The organism is Archangium sp. (genome assembly GCF_036277355.1).
GTDB lineage: Bacteria > Myxococcota > Myxococcia > Myxococcales > Myxococcaceae > Archangium.
Window position 1 is genome coordinate 1 of the sequence record NZ_DASUNC010000030.1, and the last position, 18,519, is coordinate 18,519.

Here is an 18,519-nt window from a genome sequence, read left to right on the forward strand (position 1 = left end):
GGAGCGCTTCGGCAAGGCGGTGGGAGGAACGGGGCTGAGGGTGATGATGCTGGCGGCCAGCATGGGAGTGGCCAGGGGCCTGCCCGAGGTGCCACAAGGAGGACTCGGGGCGCTGTTGCGTGTGCCCCGGTACTCCTTGCCGGAGGGCATGACGCTCAACGGTGCGGCGGCGGTGCAGATGGCGGCCGATGGCACCATCGTGGTGACGGGCGCGGCGGCGGGCACGGCGGCTTCCGCCGTGGGAAGCGCCTGCACGGATGGGACCGAGAGCAAGGCGGGCTACCACTGGCACCACCTGGCGACGAACAAGAACGAAATCTCGGATCTGTCTGGTGGCCCCTGGACACCGTTGTTCGAGTGGCTCTTCACGAAAGCGGGGATGAGCCTGGACGCGAAGGAGAACCTCGTCTACCTCAAAGGACATAAAGGTCCCCATCCTGCGGAGTACCATTCGGATGTTTATCGGAGGCGTGCAGAGGCGCTCGCAGGTTGCCGGACTGTTGCGCAATGCAGGAGCAGCCTGTTGAGAGAGCTCAAGAGGCTTGCGGACGAGGTTTGTACTCCTGGATCCGAACTTCACCAATGGGTGACGAAGCCCTAGTCGGACAGCGGGAGAAGCGCATGGCGCGATATTTCGATTTGATGGACGACAGGCAATCGCTCTCTCGTTGGCACCTGGGCACTCCTGTTGACGAGCAGGGGCAGGAACTCGACCCCTGGCAGTTCAAGGAGGGGCGCTGGCTCGAGTTGGGATGCGTACCGCGATTCCCACTCGATGTTCGCGGAGATCCGCTGGATTACTGCTGGGCCGCTTTCTCCATTCCTGTAGTCCATGGACGAGTCGTCCAACTCTTCGAGCAGTTGGGTGTCCGGGATGTGCAGTTCATCCCCGCGCAAGTCGAGGGGCGTGAAGGGCCCTATTTCATCCTCAACGCGCTGAGCATCATCCGGTGTATCGACGATGCCAGGAGCAGGCGGGTGGAATACTGGAGGCCCGAGGATGAGCGTCCCGACAAACTGGGGCAGTACCGGGTTGTGTCCGGCATGCGCATTGACCCGTCCAAGGTGGGCGATGCCCGTGTGTTCCGGCCCTGGGGTTGGCGGGTAGCCCTCATCGTCTCCGAGGACCTCAAGCAGGCCATGGAGGCCGAGGGCATCACCGGCACACGGTTCATCGAGGTGTGATGCCCGCCTGGCCGGAGAGCGCTGGAGCGGGAGCCCTGTGCCCTCGCCCGGCTTCGGGGTGAGCCACCTCCCGTGCTTCTGGTAGAAGTCGGGCGGCATGAACACTCCCGAGACCTCCGGCATCGTCCTCAGCGCGGCGGTGATGACCAAGGACAGCCTGCGCACCCTGAAGGACTGTCTCGACTCGCTCGACTTCTGTGACGAGATCGTCGTCGTGGATGACCACTCCACCGATGGCACCTGGGAGTACCTCCAGTCCCGCGGTGGCAAGGTCCGCGCCTTCCAGCGCAAGCTCGACACCTTCGCCTCGCATCGCCGGGCCCTGTGCGCGCAGGCGCGCGGCCAGTGGGTCCTCATCGTCGACGCCGACGAGAAGGCCATGCCCGGTCTGGGCGAGGAGATCCGCGAGCTCCTGCGCCGCGGCCCCCAGCACGATGCCTACCACGTCCCCCAGAAGAACCTCCTCCCGAGCCACTGGCCCAGGCCGGTTCATTTCTGGATCTCCCAGAAGCGCCTGCTCCGGCTGGGCAAGGTGAGCTGGGCCGACTCGGAGTGGATCCACGTGCCCGCCCTCCACGAGGGCAAGGCGGGCCGGTTGAAGCACGGGCTGCTGCACCGCTCGTACGACTCGGTCTCGCACCTGTTGCGCAAGCAGGTCAGCTACGCCCAGAGCGGCGCGAAGCACTTCCACTCGCGCGGACGCCGCGCCTCCATGCTGCGGGCGTGCACCCACTCCGTGGGAGCCTTTCTCAAATTCTATCTTTTCAAGGGCCTGTTCCGTTTCGGCATGGGCGGACTCACGGTCGCCACGGCGCTCTCGTTCCACTCCTTCGCCAAGTACGCGCTCCTGTGGGAGCTGGGCTCCGGCGTCCCCGAGGGCGAGCGCAAACTGGTGCCGGGCGACCGGGTGACCTAATCTCCGAGGTCGGCTGGCGCGGCCCGCTCCACGAGGAGGGTTCCGCCCGGCCTCGGAGGGTGGATGGAGCTGGTACCCCTGCATGGATGGAACCTGTCACCGAAACAGGCGGTGGCACTGCAGCGGGAGCTGCGCGAGCGTCTGATATTGCGTCCGCCCCCGGGGCTGAAGGTGGAGCGGGTGGCGGGCGCGGACATCTCCATGAGCCGTGGCGAGGACACCGCGTACGGAGGCATCGCGGTGTTGGACGCGGGCACGCTGGAGCCCGTGGCCCAGGTGAGTGTCGCGGTGAAGCTGCGCTTCCCCTACGTGCCGGGGCTGTTGTCCTTCCGGGAGCTGCCGGTGCTCTCGGAGGCGTGGGCCCGGCTGAACGTGCGGCCGGACGTGCTCATCTTCGACGGACAGGGCACGGCGCATCCCCGGCGCTTCGGGCTCGCGTGCCATGGCGGGCTGTTGTTCGGCGTGCCCTCCATCGGGTGTGCCAAGTCGCTGCTGGTGGGCGGGCACGGGCCGCTGGGCGCCGAGCGCGGCTCGGTGGCGGAGATCACCCACGCGGGCGAGGTGGTGGGCATGGCGGTGCGCACGCGCCCCAACGTGCTGCCCGTCTACGTCTCGCCGGGGCACATGATGGACCTGCCCACGGCGGTGGAACTGGTGCTGCGCGTCACGTCCCGCTACCGCGAGCCCGAGACGACGCGCCATGCCCACCGCCTGGTGAACGAGGTGCGCCGCTCGGCGAAGGGGCCGTAGCCCACGGACGTCTCAGTGCAGCAGGGCCTCGGGCCGCGTCTCGGCCACGGTGCGCACCTGCCGGGTGAGGATGTCGTTGAACCTGCCGGGCTCCTCGAAGGGGGGCGAGTGTCCGGAGTGCTCGAACCAGAGCAGCGTCTTGCGCGGGGCCTCCAGCTTGTCGAAGTAGCGCACGGCCAGCTCCGAGGGCGTCACGTGGTCCTCGCGCCCGAGCAGGAACCAGACGGGCACCTCCAGCCGGGGCACCTGGGCCTCCAGGTCCAGCCCGGCCAGCTGCGGGTACACGCGGGGGAACGTCTCGCGCATGCCGAGGAAGAAGCGCACCTTGTCGCGCAGCGAGTACTCGGGCGCGGTGAGCACCGAGGAGAACAGCTCGGGCATCAGTCCCCGGCGGCCGGCATGGCGGCCCGCGAGCGAGTACAGCGTGAGGTAGCGCTGCGCCATGTCGCGGCCGGTGTAGGGCGGCGGGCCGATGCGCGCCAGCCGCGCGAGGGCCCGGTAGTCCCCGTAGCGCATGGCCAGCTCGTAGGCGCGCAGGTGGCTGACGGTGTCGTTCTCCAGGAAGTTCACCTGCTGGCCCGTGCCCACGTATGCGTGGACGCGCTCGGGGCGGCGTTGGGCCAGCAGCACGCCGAGGATGCTGCCCCACGAGTGGCCCACGATGAACACCTTCCGCTGGGAGAAGCGTGTCGTCAGCAGCTCGAGCAGCTCGCTGGCGTCGGAGACGAACTGGTCCACCGTGAGGCCCTCCGGGTCCTTCCGGGCGGAGTAGGACCTGGCGGCGCCGCGCTGGTCCCACTGCACGACGAGGAAGTGCTCCTCCAGGGGCGCGTTGAAGTGGCGCACCCAGGCCATCTCGGAGGCGCCGGGGCCTCCCGACAGGTAGAGCAGCAGCGGGTTGTGGAGGCTCCGTCCGCGAATCAGCAGCCACTGCTCCACGCCGCCGAGCCGCACCTGCTCCAGCGAGGCGATGCCCTCGGACACGGGCCGTCCCCGCGCGTCACGGAGCCGGGGCGTGGAGCCCTGGCTGCTCCATAGCCGGGCGCCCAGGGCCACGAGTGGAAGCCCTATTCCCGCCCCAGCGAGGATGCGTCGGGTCGAACGTTCCATGTCACTCCTCCTCGCCTCCAAAGCTAGTCACGCAGCCGCCTGCCCCCGGAGGCCGCTGGCCTGCCTGGCACCCGGCTTCCGCGCTCAGGAGGAGACGCTGAGGACGAGCAGGACGGCCAGGCTCACCAGGCTCTCTCCGGCGATGAGGCCCGAGGCCAACGGCACCGTGACGACATCCGCGAGCGTGGGCCTCGCGCGGGCCAGGAGCGCCGCGGCCGCCGAGCCCAGGAAGATGGACAGGGAGGTGGAGGCGGGCAGCACGAAGGCGATGCCCAGGCCAATGGGTGAGGGGATGAAGCGCCGGGCGGATTCGGGGGCGAAGCGCTCCAGCAGGACGAGCCCCACGCCCAGCAGCGCGCCCGCGAGCGCACTCCAGCGCGACACCTCCGGCAGGCCTCCCAGTCCCGAGGAGAGCACGCGCGCCACGCCGGCCACGATGAAGCCGGAGGGAGCGGGGAAGCGTTCCTCGGAGACGGCCGAGACATCCGGCACGAGCAGGTAGAAGACGGGGACGATGAGGGCCGAGCCGACGACGCAGCCCCAGAGCTGGGCGAGGAACGTCTGCCGGGGCGCGGCGCCGAGCAGGGTGCCCGACTTCACATCGGTGAGCAGGTCCGCGCTGGAGGCGGCGATGTTGCCGGAGAGGCTCGCCGCCACGGTGTTGGCCAGCATGTTGCCCGGCATGAGGATGCCGAAGGCGAGCTGCGCCACGTGGCCCAGCGGCCCCGAGGGCGTCATGTCCGTCTCGCCCGTGGCGCGGCACGCCACCGCCGCGAGCGCGAAGGAGAGCAGCACCCCCAGCAGGCCGAGCGGGAAGGGAAGGTCGAAGGCCACCGCGCCCACCGTGGCGAGTCCCAGCGAGAGCAGCACCACCCCGGCGAGGAACCATGTGCGGGGGACGTCCGTGGACTCGGGCAGCTCACCGGGGGCGCGGCGTGCGCCGAGCAGCGCGCCGAACGTGCGCCGCAGCAGGCCCCGCTGGAGCGCCAGGTGGGTGAAGGAGGCGCTCGTCACCAGCGCGGCGCCGGGCCACATGCTCCACTCGAGGATGCCGTAGTAGCCCATCTCCTTCAGGAGCCCGTGCCCGTGCAGCCAGGGGGCGAGCCCTCCGTAACACACGAGCGCGCCGAGCAGCAGCGAGGCCCCGGTGCGTAGGCCCACGAGGGCGCCGGTGCCCAGTGGCAGGAGCATCAGCTCCACGGAGAAGGTCAGCTCCGTCAGCGGCACGCCGAGCAGCGCACCCGGCAGCGTGAGCGTGACGGGGATCAGCTGGAGCCCATCACGCGCGAACGCGAGCACTCCGGCCCCGAGCGCTCCGAAGCCGAGGGCCCGTGCGCCCCCGCGGCCCGCGGAATCCCCGGCGTGCAGCGAGCGCGCCACCGAGGCCGCGGCCATGCCCGAGGGGAAGGGCAGGGGCTCGTGGCGGATGAAGGCGCGCTGCATGGGCAGGGCGAGGACGACGCCGAGCGCGGAGCTGAGCAGTGTCCACAGCAGCAGGGCCCACATCGGCGGGTGGTGGCCGGCGAGCAGCAGCCAGGCCACGCTGGCGGTCACCAGGGTGCCACCGGTGGAGTAGCCCGCGGAGGAGGCGGCGGACTGCATGGCGCTCGTCTCGCGGAGGCTGAGGGGCGGGCCGAAGCGTGAGGCGCTCAGCCGCGAGAGGGTCCGCTGCAGGCCGAGCCCGACGACACAGGCGATGAGGGCGGCGGGGAAGGCCAGGCCCGTCTTCAACCCCACGTAGAGGTTGGACAGACACATGAGCGCGCCGATGAGGCTGCCGAGCGCGAGCGCGCGCGGGGTGAGGGCCGAGGGGGGCTCTCCCACTCGGGGCGTCTCCGCTTCGGGGACGGCGGGTGCCGCCTTGGCTTCGTCTCTCGCTGCGCCCACCTGCATAGGTCTCCAGGATACCGCCCGGGCCGGGTGTCCCGAAATCCACTCCGCCTGGCTCCTGGAGGACAGGCGGGCGGGCGGCGTCGTCCCGGGGGCTTAGACGCCGGGCCGCAGCTTCTCCAACCCGGCGAGCACGGCCTTCAGCTCGGGCGTCTCCAGCGCCTTGTGCACCGAGGCGAAGAACTCCGAGAGGTCCCCCGCGCCCTGGTGCTCGTAGATGGTGGCCTGGAAGCCCATCTCCAGCCGGTCCACCTGGCGCACCAGCCGGGCCTCGAAGGAGGTGCCGTGCTCGTACTCCCGCCACAGCGCGAGGTACTCGGCCCCGCGCGGCAGCTTGGCGAGGATCCGCTCCACGGCCTCCTGCTCGCGCTGGAGCTTCTCCTCACGGCTCACCGGATCATGGGGGGTGATGTCCCCGGCATAGGCTTCGCCCAGGTCATGCAGGAGCGCGATGCGCACCACCTTGGAGGCATCCGCCTCGGGGAAGTAGCTGTCGGCGAGGAACAGGCTCAGCAGCGCCACGCCGAAGGAGTGCTCGGCGACACTCTCACAGCGCTCCCGGGCGATTCCCACGCGCAACCAGCCCTGGCGGTAGAGCTGCTTGAGGTGGTTGAGCTCGAAGTACGCCTCGATGAGGGCGAGGGTGCTCCGGCCCTGGAGGAACGCGACGGGGGCGGCGGCCTTGGTCTGCATGGGCCGGCATGGTAGCGCGTAGACCTTTTGGGGCGGGCCGTCCGTTGATGGGGACATGACGCTCGCCGCCGCGCTCCCCCGCGACCCGCGCTACCTTCAAATCGCCTTCCTCTCCTGCTTCCTGGTGGCGGGCGTGGGGTGGCTGGGCTTCGACGTTCCCGTCTGGCAACCGCCCCTCATCATGCTCACCTCGTGCCTGACGCAGTGGGCCATGACGCGCCTGTTCCGGGCACCGCCGGTGGGGTACCTCTCGCCGCTCATCACCTCGTTGGGGCTGTCGCTGCTGCTGCGCACCGATGCCTTCTGGGTGGGGCCCTTCGCCGCGGCGGTGGCCATCTCCAGCAAGTTCGTCCTGCGCGCGCGCGGCAAGCACCTCTTCAACCCCACCAACCTGGGCCTGGTGGTGGCCATGCTGCTCACCTCGCACGCGTGGTGCTCGCCCAGCCAGTGGGGCCACAGTGGCGCGCTGCTGGGGTGGTTCGCGGCGTTCGGCCTCGCGGTGGCGCACCGCTCGTTCCGCTCGGACGTGAGCCTGGCCTTCCTGGGCGCGTGGGTGCTGCTCAAGGCGGCCCGCATCTTCTACCTGGGCGCGCCCTGGGCGAGCCTCCAGCACCAGCTGTCCGCCGGTGGCCTCATCCTCTTCACCTTCTTCATGATCTCCGACCCGAAGACGACGCCGGACCACCGCGTGGGCCGTGTCCTCTATGCCGTCTGCGTGGCCGGGCTCGGCTTCTTCATGCTGCACGGCCTGTGGTGGCAGAACGCGCTCCTCTGGGCGCTCTGCCTCGTCTCTCCCCTCACTCCCCTCATCGACCGGGTCCTGCCCTCGGGCCGCTTCCAGTGGCCGGGAGGCGGGGCTCCGGAAAGGAACGACGCATGCGTTTCCGTGTCCTCGCAGCCGGCCTGACGGCTGGATTCCTGACGCTCGCCGCGCCCGCCGCCGAGGCCTTCTGTGGCTTCTACGTGGGCAAGGCCGACTCGAGCCTCTTCAACGAGGCCTCGCAGGTGGTGCTGGTGCGCGATGGCGAGCGCACCGTGGTCACCATGTCCAACGACTACAAGGGCCAGCTCACCGACTTCGCGCTGGTGGTGCCGGTGCCGGTGGTGCTCGAGCGCGAGCAGATCCACGTGGGCGAGCGCAAGTACGTGGAGCGGTTGGATGCGTACTCCGCGCCGCGGCTGGTGGAGTACTTCGACGAGGATCCGTGCGCCCCGCAGCTGGCGTACGAGGATGCCGTGCCGATGATGGCCCCTACGGCCGCGGGGGCTCCGATGGACGCGGTCCGGCGCAAGAGCCTGGGCGTGACGGTGGAGGCCGAGTACACCATTGGCGAGTACGACATCGTCCTGCTGTCGGCCAAGGAGTCGTCGGGGCTGGAGACGTGGCTGCGCGAGAGTGGCTACAAGATTCCGCCGCGCGCCGCGAAGGCGCTCGAGCCGTACATCAAGCAGGACATGAAGTTCTTCGTGGCCAGGGTGAACCTGAAGGAGCACAAGGCGAAGGGCTTCAACTACCTGCGGCCGCTGCAGATGGCCTACGAGTCGAAGAAGTTCATGCTGCCCATCCGCCTGGGCATGGCGAACGCGAAGGGGCCGCAGGACCTGGTCATCTACGCGATGACGCGGACGGGCCGGGTGGAGTCCTCCAACTACCGCACGGTGAAGATTCCCAGCGACATGGACATCCCCGTGTTCGTGAAGGACGAGTTCAAGCAGTTCTACCCGGCGCTCTTCGAGAAGGCCCACGCGCGCGAGGAGAAGCGTGCCCTCTTCACCGAGTACGTCTGGGACATGGGGTGGTGCGACCCGTGCGCGGCGGATCCACTGAGCCCGGAGGAGCTGAGGGCGCTCGGGGTGTTCTGGCTGGACGGGCAGAACGGCAACATGGGGGGAGGCTCCCAGGTGGTGCTCACGCGGCTGCACGCGCGCTACGACGGAGAGCACTTCCCCGAGGATCTGGTGTTCCAGGAGACGAGCGACCGGCAGAACTTCCAGGCGCGCTACGTGCTGCGGCACGCCTTCAAGGGGGCGCTGGCGTGCGAGGCGGGCAAGCAGTACCTGCGGGAGCTGGACAAGCGGCACCAGCGGGAAGCGGAGACGCTGGCGAACCTCACGGGCTGGGACCTGGGCACCATCTCCAAGAAGATGGGAGACGACGCGCCCGGGAAGAAGGCTGGGGGCGGCAAGGCGCCGGAGCCCTGGTACAAGCGCCTCTGGCAGTGAGCCGCGCGGTCATGAGCCAGGCCAGAGGGCCGTGTTCCACCTGGGCCTGGTCCTGTTGCCCGCCCTCCTGAGGCGCTGAGGGCCGCTGGAGGAGCGGGAGGAGAGTCGCTCACCAGGTGTGCCTGGCGTCGTTCGGGGGGGCTCGGCCGTCTCCTTGTAGCGCCTGCGAATCACGCCGGAGATGACCTTGGTCGCAACGGCTCGTCATCGGCGAACTGCGAGAGCGCCGGAAACAGGGCGGAGACCTCGCGTGGCTCGAAGCGGCAGAGGCCAAGGGCGTACCAGAACGCCGGCGCGGTTTCTCCTTCGCACCTGTAGCGGCCATCGGCACGCAAGGCGATCCATCCATCCGGAAGATCGAGGAGCCTCGCGAGCAGTGCCTCGGTGCCGACGTCATGGAGGCACACCACCCCATCGTTGCAGGCGACCGCGAGGGTTGCTCCGTCCGGACTGAACGCGAGACTCAGCGCCGCGGCCGGGTGACCCCCAAGCATGCGTGCGACGGAGCTCCCTCCCAATGGATGGAGCCAGACATTCCCATCCATTAGGACGCAAGCGAGGAGCTTCCCGTCCGGACTGAATGCCATGCTCCGAACCGCAATCGTGAGCCGGAGCTCTCCCAGACTCCTCTTTGCCCCCATGCTCCAGAATCGAAGCGTCTTGTCATCACAAGCTGCTACGAGCTGCTCTCCATCCGCTCTGAATGCAATCCTGCGGACATGCGCCTGGATATCGAAAGTGCCCATCTCCTGGTATCCAGGCAGGCGCCAGAGTTTGATGCTTCCCAGGGCAGCGACTGCGAACCATCGTCCATCCGGGCTGAAGGCGAGATCAGCGGGCCGCAGGCTCTGCTGCGTGGCCCGCTCCATGAGCCGACGGCTTCGCCCGTTTCCAACGTCCCAGAGTGAAATGACACCGTTGTCGGCCAGCGAGGCCAGGGTGGCTCCATCCGGACTGAGGATGACCTTGTAGAACTCTCCGGTGTAGCCCGTGAACATCCTCTGTAGCTTCACCTCCGCGGTGCTCCACACCCTGACTGTCCTATCGGTGTCGACCGCAGCCAACCGCGAACCATCCGCGTTGAAGGTCACGGCCCGAGCAGATTCGGAGTACCCCTCGAGTACCCGCACACGTCTTCCATGCACGACATCCCAATAGGACAACGCGTCATCATCAGAAGCGCAAACGAGCGTGGCTCCATTTGGACTGAAGGCAACGCGAAGAGCCGCAGCTGAGTCTTCGCCGTCCAGGACGTGCAGTGCCTTCTTGTCGGTCAAATGGGAGATCAACACGACTCCGTCCTCCGAAGCCGAGGCCAGCAGCGTGCCGTCCCGATCGAAGGAGACGGACACGACGGCATCGTCGTGCTCGGCCAGGAAATGCATGGCGGCATCCCCCGTCAGGCTCCAGAGTGCCACCGTGGTGTCCTTGGCCGCGGAGGCGAGCAGCGTTCCATCTGGACTGAAAGCAACGTCCAGGACAGGGCCCCGATGTCCTTCGAGGAGGAGCGGCTCCCGCTCCTCGAGCAGGCTCCAGACGCGAATCGTCCCGTCATAGGAACCAGCCGCCAGGGCCGTTCCATCTGATTTGAAGGTCACGTCCGAAACGGGTGCTGCCATGTCCTCGAAGACCCGCAGCACGGTGACCTCTTCCCCGGGATTCCAGAGCACGACCTTCGCATCATCGGAGGCGGAGGCCAGCTTCGTTCCATCCGGGCTGAAGGCCACCCCATTCACGTGACCTGTATGCATGAGAACGCGGAGAAGCTGCCCCTGCTCCACGCTCCAGAGCCTGACGGTCCTGTCTTCCGATGCGGAGGCCAGCAGCTTCCCGTCTGGACTGAAGGAGACCTCCCGGACCGGTGCCGCATGGCCCTCCAGCTCCTGCAGGGATTGCCCCTGCTCCACGCTCCAGAGCATGGCTGTCCAGTCTCTCGAGGCGGAGGCCAACAGCTTCCCATCCCCGCTGAAGGCGAGATCCGTGACGGACTCCTCATGCCCCTCGAGGATGCGCAAGACCGTTCCCGTCGCGACATCCCACAGACGGAGCATTCCGTCATCGTGTCCCGTTGCCAGGAGGTTGTCGGTGGGGCTGAAGGCCACGGCGGAGATCGGGGACCCTGGTGCGAGCTGGGGCACGGGCGCCCCATGGCTCGTGAGGGCCGCACCGAAGACGTCCGCGCCTTCCAGCGAATCCACCTTTGCTCCCAACAATCGGGCGGCACGCATCCTCGCTCCCTGGAGCACTGCCCCGCGCAGGTCTGCTTCGACCAGGTTGGCGCCGGACAGGTCCGTCCCCGTCAGGATGGCCCCCTGGAGGTTCGCACGTGTCAGGTCCGCACGGGCCAGGCTGGCGCCCTCCAACCGCGCGCCCGAGAGGTTGGCGCCCACCAGGGTCACCCCGGCGAGGTTCGCCTTGCGCAGGTTGGCCTGGTGGAGATCGGCGCCCGAGAGATCCTGTCCGCGCAGATCGCTCCCCTCGAGGTTCTTGATGGCTTCCCCTTCCGCCGCGTTTCCCCCCAACAGACGAAGCCGCCCCAGGACGTGGAGCGCGTTGCGCTTGATGACGCCTGCCTCCGCCGAAGCGGATTTGGCTTCGGCCCAGGCCCTCGCGGCGCCGCGTCCAGCCAGGGCGATGAAGAAGTCGGCCATCAGGTCGCTCATCTCACGTTGGCCGAGCGCGGGCGCTTCGCCCCCTTCTCGCACCTGCCCCGCCGCCATCTCCGCCACCAGCCACTCCATCACCGACTGATGGACGAACGAGAAGCGCCCCTCCTCATCGCGCACCAGCAGCGAGCCGGAGCCAAGCTGGTGCCTCACCTTCTCCAGCTCCAGGGATTCGCCACCCTGGGCCGCCGCCGCGAGGAGATCCTCGGGCAGCTCGTCCATTCCCACCGTCCGCTCCGTGCGTCCCCACATCAGCAGGGCCAGCCGGGTGGCTCCCCTCCGGAGCTGCTCCAGGCTGAGTCCCTTGGGTGCGCCCCTGGGGTTGACGCGGACGTACTCCCCGTGGAGCCACCGCTCGATCAGCAGCGCGTACAGCGTGGCGGAGGTGATCTCCCCCTTCTCCCCTTGCCGGGCGGCCTTCAGCTTCTCCGCCTCCAACTCGATGATGAAGCTCAGCAGCCGGGGGTTCTCCGACAGGCCCAGCAGATCCCTCACATCCCGCAGCAACTCCATGCGCTCGTGGGCGGCCTCCTCCCCTCCCAATCGCTTCACCAGGAAGTGGCGGATCTGCTGCTCGCTGAATCGCTCCAGCTTGATGAGCCGGTAGCCCGGGATGGCCTCCGCCTTCCGGGCCAGCTCGAGCTTGACCTGATGGTCGTTCAGGAAGTGCTGCGTGCGGCTGGTGACGACGATCTTGGCCTTGCCCTGTGCCGCCTCGAGCAGCGTCCCGAAGTGCTCCATCGCCCGGTCATAGGTCACGCGCAGGGCCAGCTCGTCGAAACCATCGAACAGCAGCGCGATTCGTCCCTCCTTCAGCATGTAGAGGAACTTCTCCAGCTCGAATCGCAACACGTCCGCGCCCGCGAAGTGCTGGGCCACCAGCTCGTTCAGCGTGCGTTGCTTCTGCAGTGCACGCAGCTCGATCAGCACGGGCACCAATGCTCCGCCCTCCTCCTTCCCCATGCGCCGTGCCAGCTCGTGCAGCAGGAACGTCTTGCCTGTCCCGAAGTCACCCAACACCAGGGCGAAACGCCGGTCCGGCTCGCTGAGCACCCCCCTCAGGGCCTGAAGGATGTCCTCCGTGGCCTCGGCGCCCTGTCCCCCGACACTCACGTGGCCCCGCTGCTCGACGTAGTAGGCGGGAGGGTAGATGAGATCGCTCTCGAGCTTCGCCGTCTGCCGCCGAAGGTAATCCGTGAAGTCGATGAGGCCCTGGTACTCCTCGAAGCTCAGGAGGTTGACCCGCTTCGACTCGGCCAGCCGGGCCAGCTCTGGAGGCGCGGCATGTCCCACGTGGACGAGCGTCGAGATGACCGAGGGATAGAGGTACTGGTAGCGGGCATGGATGCCCCGGATGAAGGTCTCGAGCGCCTCTCGCGTGATGGGCTGGTCGAGCGCGGCCACCGGGTAGATGCGGGGAAACTTTCCATCCCGGCCCGAGACCTCCAGGTACGTGCCAAAGGGCGGGGCGCCCACCATGCGGTCGAGCTGCGTCCCCGGCGGCTCCCGCAGTGCACACGCACGTTCGACCCGGCTGAGGAAGTCGTCCCGGCGTTCCTTTCGGACGACGGGTTCCTCGTCATTCAGGCTGGCCGGGCGCCTGGGGTGCTCCTTGCGCGCCAGCCGGTTTCCCGGCTCCCTCGGGCGGACGTACCGGCGGAGGAACGCCATCAGGAAGGCCGCCGACGCGTGGCACGCGAACGCGCGGAACGCATCGTCCTTGTCGTGGTCCGCGTGATCGGACACGGCCTTGGCGATGATGGCGCGCCGGTTGAGTTGCTCCGCCACGAACTGGATGGCCGTGGCTTCCATCTCCACGCCCAGCACCTTGCGCACGTGGCGCTCCAGCTCCAGGAACAGCTTGGGATCCTCCCGTACGGTCTTGCCCGTGGCGATGGGCGCCACATGCACTCGGAAGTCCGGCTCCCGCGCTTCGTTGTCGGGATCGAGCAGCCGCTCCTCCGCGACCCGGGCCCGTCCTTCCTCCGTCAACCGCAGCACTCCTCGAGTCGAGTCCAGGAGTCCCTTCTCCCGCAGCTCGGGGATGAGGCTGGCCCACCCGGGGCATCGCGTCTTGCGTTCGGGGTGCTTGTCCGGTGATGGGGCCCCCTGCTGCTCGTGCGCATCGAGCGCCAGGAGCAGCCAGCGTGTCTGGGCCTCCCGGGTCATCGGGCGCTCCAGCACGGGCTTCCAGGTCTTCTGGAACTCCTGGGCGAAGTAGGTGGCCTCCATCCTCCACGTCGCCTCGAGGTTGTACGTGGTGATGTCGCGGAAGTGGCCTCCGCCATCGCTGGCTGGCGGGCCTTCCACCAGCTTGCCATGGTCGTAGCTGAACACGCGGTCCGCCACGATGACGTCCCCGAGCGAGACCTTCTTCCGCCGGCCCGCGCAGATTCCGCACATGGCGAGGCACGCGGGGTCCAGCTCGTCGATCAACCGCACGGCCCGGGTGGCCGCCGAGGTCTCGCCCATCTCCCCCGACCACGCCGCCGCCACCCGGAGGGTCTCACCGTGCTCGTTCCGGAGCTCACGGACGTGGAACGGAAAGTCATACTGATCCCGTTTCAACTCCCAGGCCTCGCGGCCCGCGCCCTCCACCTCGAGGTCAAGGACGGCATCCAGCTCGTCCTTGAGCGCTGTCACGATCAGCACGTCCATCCCAGGACCGTTCATACAGGCCACCCTCCGGCTGGAGCACGGATACCACAATGCTCCACGTCCTCGAGTGGAAGGAGCCAGTAGGCGAGCACGCGGTGACTCCCGCCTGCTGAGGACCCTGGAGGGTGCACCTTATTTGGTGGGTTCTCCGGTAGGCCCCTGGTCCTGGTCTTCGGGCTCCGCCACGTTGGCGGCCATGGAGAAGGGGTAGATGGAGCGGTGATTGATGTGGGGGTGATACACGGCGAGGTGGAGCTCTCCCGCGATCTGGATGACAGCTTGTGTGGGCGGCATGGCCTGATTCTGGAGCCACGCCTCCGCCTCCTGCCTTGTCGCGAAGGAAGCCACGGGCGGTGGAAGCCCTTCACGCATCCGCTCTCCGAGATGGTATTCGAGCACGGGGTGAGGAAAGAGGCGGCGGTGGTTCTTCTCGCGGATGTAGATGAGATGGTGATACTGGTCCGCCACCAGGATGTACGCTGAAGAGGGCGGAGCCGGGTGTTCCCTCAGCCATGCGTCCGCTTGCTCGCGCGTGTTGAAGGCCGCCACCACGCGAGGAGGGTCGTCAGAGGCGAGGTGCTTACGATAGTCCTCGAAGGAGTAGAGCTGGCCCGTGGAGTCGATGAAGAGAAGGGCGTCGAAGAGGACGTCCAGAAGCTCCTGCTGCTCCTGGGATTGAGTGGTGGTCCGGAGCTCCGCGAGGAAATCCGAGGCCTTGGTGATGAGCTTGCGTGTGTTCATCGGGGTCCCTCCGCGACAGGGATTCCCGACGGAACTTTCGTGGACGTCATCAGGAGCACGGGCGCGAGGACGACGACTCCCGCGCCCGCGGAAACCACCACGAAAGTCACTCCTGAGACGACGATGATGCTCCCCACCAGCACTTCCGTCCGGTGCTGTCTCAGCCAGTGGATGACACCATCCACCCCAGTGACCTCCTGGGGGCGTAGCTTCTCCAGCTCCACGCAGTCATCATATGCCTGCTGGCACTCGCCTCGGCAGAACTCTGATTTCCCGCCGCTCTTTCGTGGAGATGTGAAGCCCCCATACCCACGAGGAAGCGGGCGTTTCATGCACTTGCGGTAGCACTCTCGATTTTCTTCATCACAGTCTCTCGGCCGGGCCGCTGCGGTGACGATGCGGCCTGCCTGTTTGCCAGTGTTTGATTGGAGTTGGTCCGGCGGAAGCTCGAGGCCGTCGATGGGTTGCCACGAGTGGGTGAATTGGCCATCGCCGCTTTCCTCGATGATGAGCACGAGGTGGGAAGGACTGGTTGCGCTCGTTGGGGTGGGCGGCGCATGGTGGGTGGCGCTACACGAGATGAGCAATGCGCTCAGCATTGCGGCCATGAGCTTCCGGTGCGTTCTTCTAGACCTCATGGGCGCACCCTACACCCTCCAGTCCAGGCTCAGGGCTGCTCGCGGGCCTGGGTCCCCTTCGCCGGCAGCACCTGCTCCGTGACCTCCAGGAGGTCGAAGGGCTTGTCGTACCAGGTGATGAAGCTGCGATCCTCCAGGGGCTCCATGTTGGCGCCGAAGCGGTGCTTGAGCAGCAGGCGGAAGCTGTTGACCGGAGTGATGGACGGATAGAGGTGGCGCCGGACCTCGTCGGGCACGTAGTACGCGTTGAGGATGGCGGTGCGCTCGCGGATGACGGGCCCCCACTGGTGCTTGTCCTCCACCTTCTGTCCCGGATGGGTCGAGGCCGGGCCGTGGTCTCCCTGCACGATGATGATGGGCGGATGCTTGCTGGTGGCGAGGATGTCCTCGATGGCCGCTTGGATCCGGCGGTTGAGGTACTCCATCTGCTCGATGTACTGCGGCCTGGCCGCCCAGCCCCCGGTCCTCAGCGTCCACTGGTACTCCAGCGGGATGTCCGCCCGGATGTTGCCGTGGCGATCGAAGACGTAGGGATGGTGGGGCAGCAGCAGGTGGAAGAGCGTATAGGTCGGCCCCTCGATGCGCGGGACCTCCTCCAACTTGTCGAGCATGAACAGGTGCAGGTCCGCCACGCTCGGCTGGGGCAGCCAGTGCAGATACGTGCGCAGCAGCACGGTGGTGAACTCGTTCTGCAGCAGCGGGTGGCGGAACTGGTAACGCTGGTCCGCGATGAGGGACGTCTCGGTGCCGCCGTAGTTGGTGTCGAAGTGGATGTAGCGGTAGCCCTTGGACTGGAAGAAGCGCCCGACCTCGTGGTCGTGAATCAAGTCATAGAAGGGCGTGAGGACCTTGCTGTCCGCCTCGAGCGGCGCGATGACGTCGTCGAGGTAGCGCATGTTCAGCGTCGAGGCCACCGACAGGAAGGTGAGCGGGTAGTTGGACACACTCTGGTCGGCCACGAAGAAGCCGCGCTGGCGCAGGAACCCGGTGAAGCCGGAGTTGTCGAACTGGTAGACGTCCTTCAGGACATCCTCACGGGCGTAGCCATCGAGGATGATGTGGTAGACGTCCGGCAGCGCGGGGTCCTCGTTCGCCACCCGGGAGGGGCGTGCCGGGGGAGCGCGCTCGCCGGCCAGCGCCGCCCGGGCCCGGACTCCCTGGATGATGCCGTTCGCCGAGAAGAGGATGCTGATGCCGGCGAGCAGGGTGAGGAACCGGGACGGCTCCATCAAGTCGTGCGGCGTGCGGAGCAGGTAGCGCGCACCCGTGACGAACAGACACAGGAACACGAGCCCCAGGCCCAGATGGAGATCCCGTGTCCGGGCAATCACATCCAGGTCCTGGAGGGCGTGGAACACGTGCCCGTAGAGGTAGAAGAGGCCCACCAGGAGCGACACGAGCATCGCGGCCCGGGGGAGCTGGCGGAGCGCGAGCCACGTGAGGCCCAGGAGCACGGCGGTGACGGCCAGCACGGCCCCCAGCGGGGCGAGCACGGCGCTGGCCTCGACCTGGCCGATGTTGTGGGCGAGCAGGAAGAGGACCGGCGCGCTCCCGAGCAGGAAGGGGTGAATCAGCCACGACTTCTTCATGGGTCCACCGCCTCTGCGTTACCGCTCCTGGGGGAGGCGTTTCATCAGGAACAGCGTGCGCCGGGTGCCCGGGATGTCGAGCGCGCGCAGCGTGGCGAAGTGCGGCGCGAACGCCGCCTCGAAACCCTCGCGGTGGTACGTGGGGAACACGTCCTTGCGCGTGGTGAGCAGCTTGACGACCTGCGAGTCTTCCTTGGGCACGAACTCGATGACGAGGTGGTGTCCCAGGGAGGCGAGGAAGGCGGCCACGCGCTCCAGCGGCACGTTGTTGGAGATGGCCAGGTGGTGGATGAGCCCCAGGGCCATCACCACGTCCACCGGGCCGCGCTCGGCCAGCGAGCCGCGCTCCGCGTTGGCCCAGCCGAGCCCCGGGCTGGGGTTGGTCAGGTCCAGCAGCAGCGGGAGGACGGACGGGTCCTTGTCGTCACGCACCCGGCGGTAGTTGAACTCGACGGCGTTCGGGTCGATGTCCCACGCGACCACGCGCGCGCCCGTCTTGCTGGCGACGCGGCTGAAGACGCCGGTGTTGGCGCCGAGGTCCCAGACGGTGCCCGGACGGACCTGCTCGAGCAGCTGCTCGAGTGCCTTGCCCTTCTCGTCCAGACCCTTGGAGCCGTAGTTGTTGTTGGCCTCGTAGTAGTCCGCCCACTCGGTGTGGGGCGTGGTCCACCGCTGCTTGAGGATGGCGTTGCGCAGGCTGGCCACGAGCGCCCGGAAGGCATGCTGGCTGAAGTGGTGGGACGTGGTGGCGCGGGTGGCCTCCACGGCCTTGTCCGCGTACTTGAGCTGGCTGCGCGCGTGGGCGTGCACGTGCATGCCGAGCGCGAAGGAGAAGCGGGTGCGGCCCGGCAGCAGGCGGCTGGCGAGGTCGAGCGGGACGCCGTCGATGTAGAGGCGCAGGAGCTGGCCGAGCCGCACATCGGTGTGGCTCATCAGGGCCAGCGGCGCGAGGAAGTGCTGGCAGAATTGCCGGTAGGCGACCCAGGGTCTGCCTTCCTCGTACTTCTCGAAGCTGAGCGTGTCGATGAGCAGGGGCCGGCCATCGACGAGCTGCACGTTGTAGGCGCTGGCGTCCTTGAGGCTCAGGCCGCGGGCGAGGGCCTTGTCCTGCACGTCCAGGGTGAGCAGGGCCGCGTCCTGGAGCTGGCTGAAGGACCACTCGTACGGGTAGGAGATGAAGGGGAGCTGCCGCGGGCGGAGGACCTTGTAGGCCCCCGGGGCGGCGGCCAGCCCGGGCTCCACCTCGTCGTGGGGGATGAGCTGCCCGGCCTGGACGAGCTCCGCGTGGAGGCCGCTGCTCCGCAGCAGCTCATAGTCCTCGCGGTAGCTGTCGTTGACCTGCCGGTAGACGATGCCCTCGCGCCGGAAGACGAAGCCGCTCGGATCCCGGAAGGAGGCGGGCTCCGGGAGCGGTCCGGGACCACCGGGAGCGCGGGGGGCTCGCTCGGCCATGCTCATGG

14 protein-coding genes are annotated in these 18,519 nt (G+C 67.9%); 6 read left to right on the plus strand and 8 right to left on the minus strand.

The features are described 5' to 3' along the window. The 4 genes from VFZ09_RS07695 to VFZ09_RS07710 form a co-directional block, all read left to right on the plus strand. Positions 1 to 601, plus strand: a 601-nt coding sequence (locus tag VFZ09_RS07695) for an AHH domain-containing protein (RefSeq protein ID WP_329726839.1), incomplete at its 5' end; no start/stop codon positions are given. 20 nt (positions 602 to 621) lie between these two features. Continuing rightward, positions 622 to 1,185, plus strand: a complete 564-nt coding sequence (locus VFZ09_RS07700; protein WP_329726840.1) for an imm11 family protein — start codon at positions 622 to 624, stop codon at positions 1,183 to 1,185. Positions 1,186 to 1,282: 97 nt separating this feature from the next. After that, positions 1,283 to 2,101: a glycosyltransferase family 2 protein gene (locus tag VFZ09_RS07705; protein WP_329726841.1), complete on the plus strand. Its 819-nt coding sequence runs from the start codon at positions 1,283 to 1,285 to the stop codon at positions 2,099 to 2,101. 63 nt (positions 2,102 to 2,164) lie between these two features. Further along, positions 2,165 to 2,851: an endonuclease V gene (locus VFZ09_RS07710; RefSeq protein ID WP_329726842.1), complete on the plus strand. Its 687-nt coding sequence runs from the start codon at positions 2,165 to 2,167 to the stop codon at positions 2,849 to 2,851. 12 nt (positions 2,852 to 2,863) lie between these two features. On the opposite strand, the gene VFZ09_RS07715 is transcribed toward VFZ09_RS07710, so the two are convergent. From VFZ09_RS07715 to VFZ09_RS07725, 3 genes are all read right to left on the minus strand, one after another. After that, the gene (locus VFZ09_RS07715; protein WP_329726843.1) at positions 2,864 to 3,961 is read right to left on the minus strand and encodes an alpha/beta hydrolase; all 1,098 of its coding nucleotides are present in this window, start codon (positions 3,959 to 3,961) and stop codon (positions 2,864 to 2,866) included. An 84-nt stretch (positions 3,962 to 4,045) separates the two neighbouring features. Next, on the minus strand, positions 4,046 to 5,848 hold the full coding sequence (locus VFZ09_RS07720) for an OPT family oligopeptide transporter (RefSeq protein WP_329726844.1): 1,803 nt from the start codon (positions 5,846 to 5,848) through the stop codon (positions 4,046 to 4,048). A gap of 99 nt (positions 5,849 to 5,947) precedes the next feature. Further along, entirely contained in the window at positions 5,948 to 6,544 is a 597-nt protein-coding gene (locus VFZ09_RS07725; protein ID WP_329726845.1) for an HD domain-containing protein, read from the minus strand. Between the two features lie 55 nt (positions 6,545 to 6,599). Here VFZ09_RS07725 and VFZ09_RS07730 point away from each other — a divergent pair, with 55 nt between their 5' ends. After that, the gene (locus VFZ09_RS07730; RefSeq protein ID WP_329726846.1) at positions 6,600 to 7,451 is read left to right on the plus strand and encodes an RnfABCDGE type electron transport complex subunit D; all 852 of its coding nucleotides are present in this window, start codon (positions 6,600 to 6,602) and stop codon (positions 7,449 to 7,451) included. Next, positions 7,421 to 8,767, plus strand: a complete 1,347-nt coding sequence (locus tag VFZ09_RS07735; protein WP_329726847.1) for a DUF2330 domain-containing protein — start codon at positions 7,421 to 7,423, stop codon at positions 8,765 to 8,767. Before VFZ09_RS07730 ends, VFZ09_RS07735 begins: the two co-directional genes overlap by 31 nt. A 170-nt stretch (positions 8,768 to 8,937) precedes the next feature. Here VFZ09_RS07735 and VFZ09_RS07740 read toward each other — a convergent pair whose 3' ends face one another. The 5 genes from VFZ09_RS07740 to VFZ09_RS07760 form a co-directional block, all read right to left on the minus strand. Further along, complete coding sequence (locus tag VFZ09_RS07740; protein WP_329726848.1) at positions 8,938 to 14,106, minus strand: pentapeptide repeat-containing protein; 5,169 nt, start codon at positions 14,104 to 14,106, stop codon at positions 8,938 to 8,940. Positions 14,107 to 14,223: 117 nt separating this feature from the next. Continuing rightward, complete coding sequence (locus VFZ09_RS07745) at positions 14,224 to 14,832, minus strand: head protein (protein WP_329726849.1); 609 nt, start codon at positions 14,830 to 14,832, stop codon at positions 14,224 to 14,226. Then, entirely contained in the window at positions 14,829 to 15,056 is a 228-nt protein-coding gene (locus VFZ09_RS07750; RefSeq protein ID WP_329726850.1) for a hypothetical protein, read from the minus strand. Before VFZ09_RS07750 ends, VFZ09_RS07745 begins: the two co-directional genes overlap by 4 nt. A 443-nt stretch (positions 15,057 to 15,499) precedes the next feature. After that, positions 15,500 to 17,059, minus strand: coding sequence for a hypothetical protein (locus VFZ09_RS07755; RefSeq protein ID WP_329726851.1), 1,560 nt, complete (start codon positions 17,057 to 17,059; stop codon positions 15,500 to 15,502). Between the two features lie 18 nt (positions 17,060 to 17,077). Then, positions 17,078 to 18,511: a hypothetical protein gene (locus tag VFZ09_RS07760; RefSeq protein ID WP_329726852.1), complete on the minus strand. Its 1,434-nt coding sequence runs from the start codon at positions 18,509 to 18,511 to the stop codon at positions 17,078 to 17,080. Positions 18,512 to 18,519: the final 8 nt, after the last annotated feature.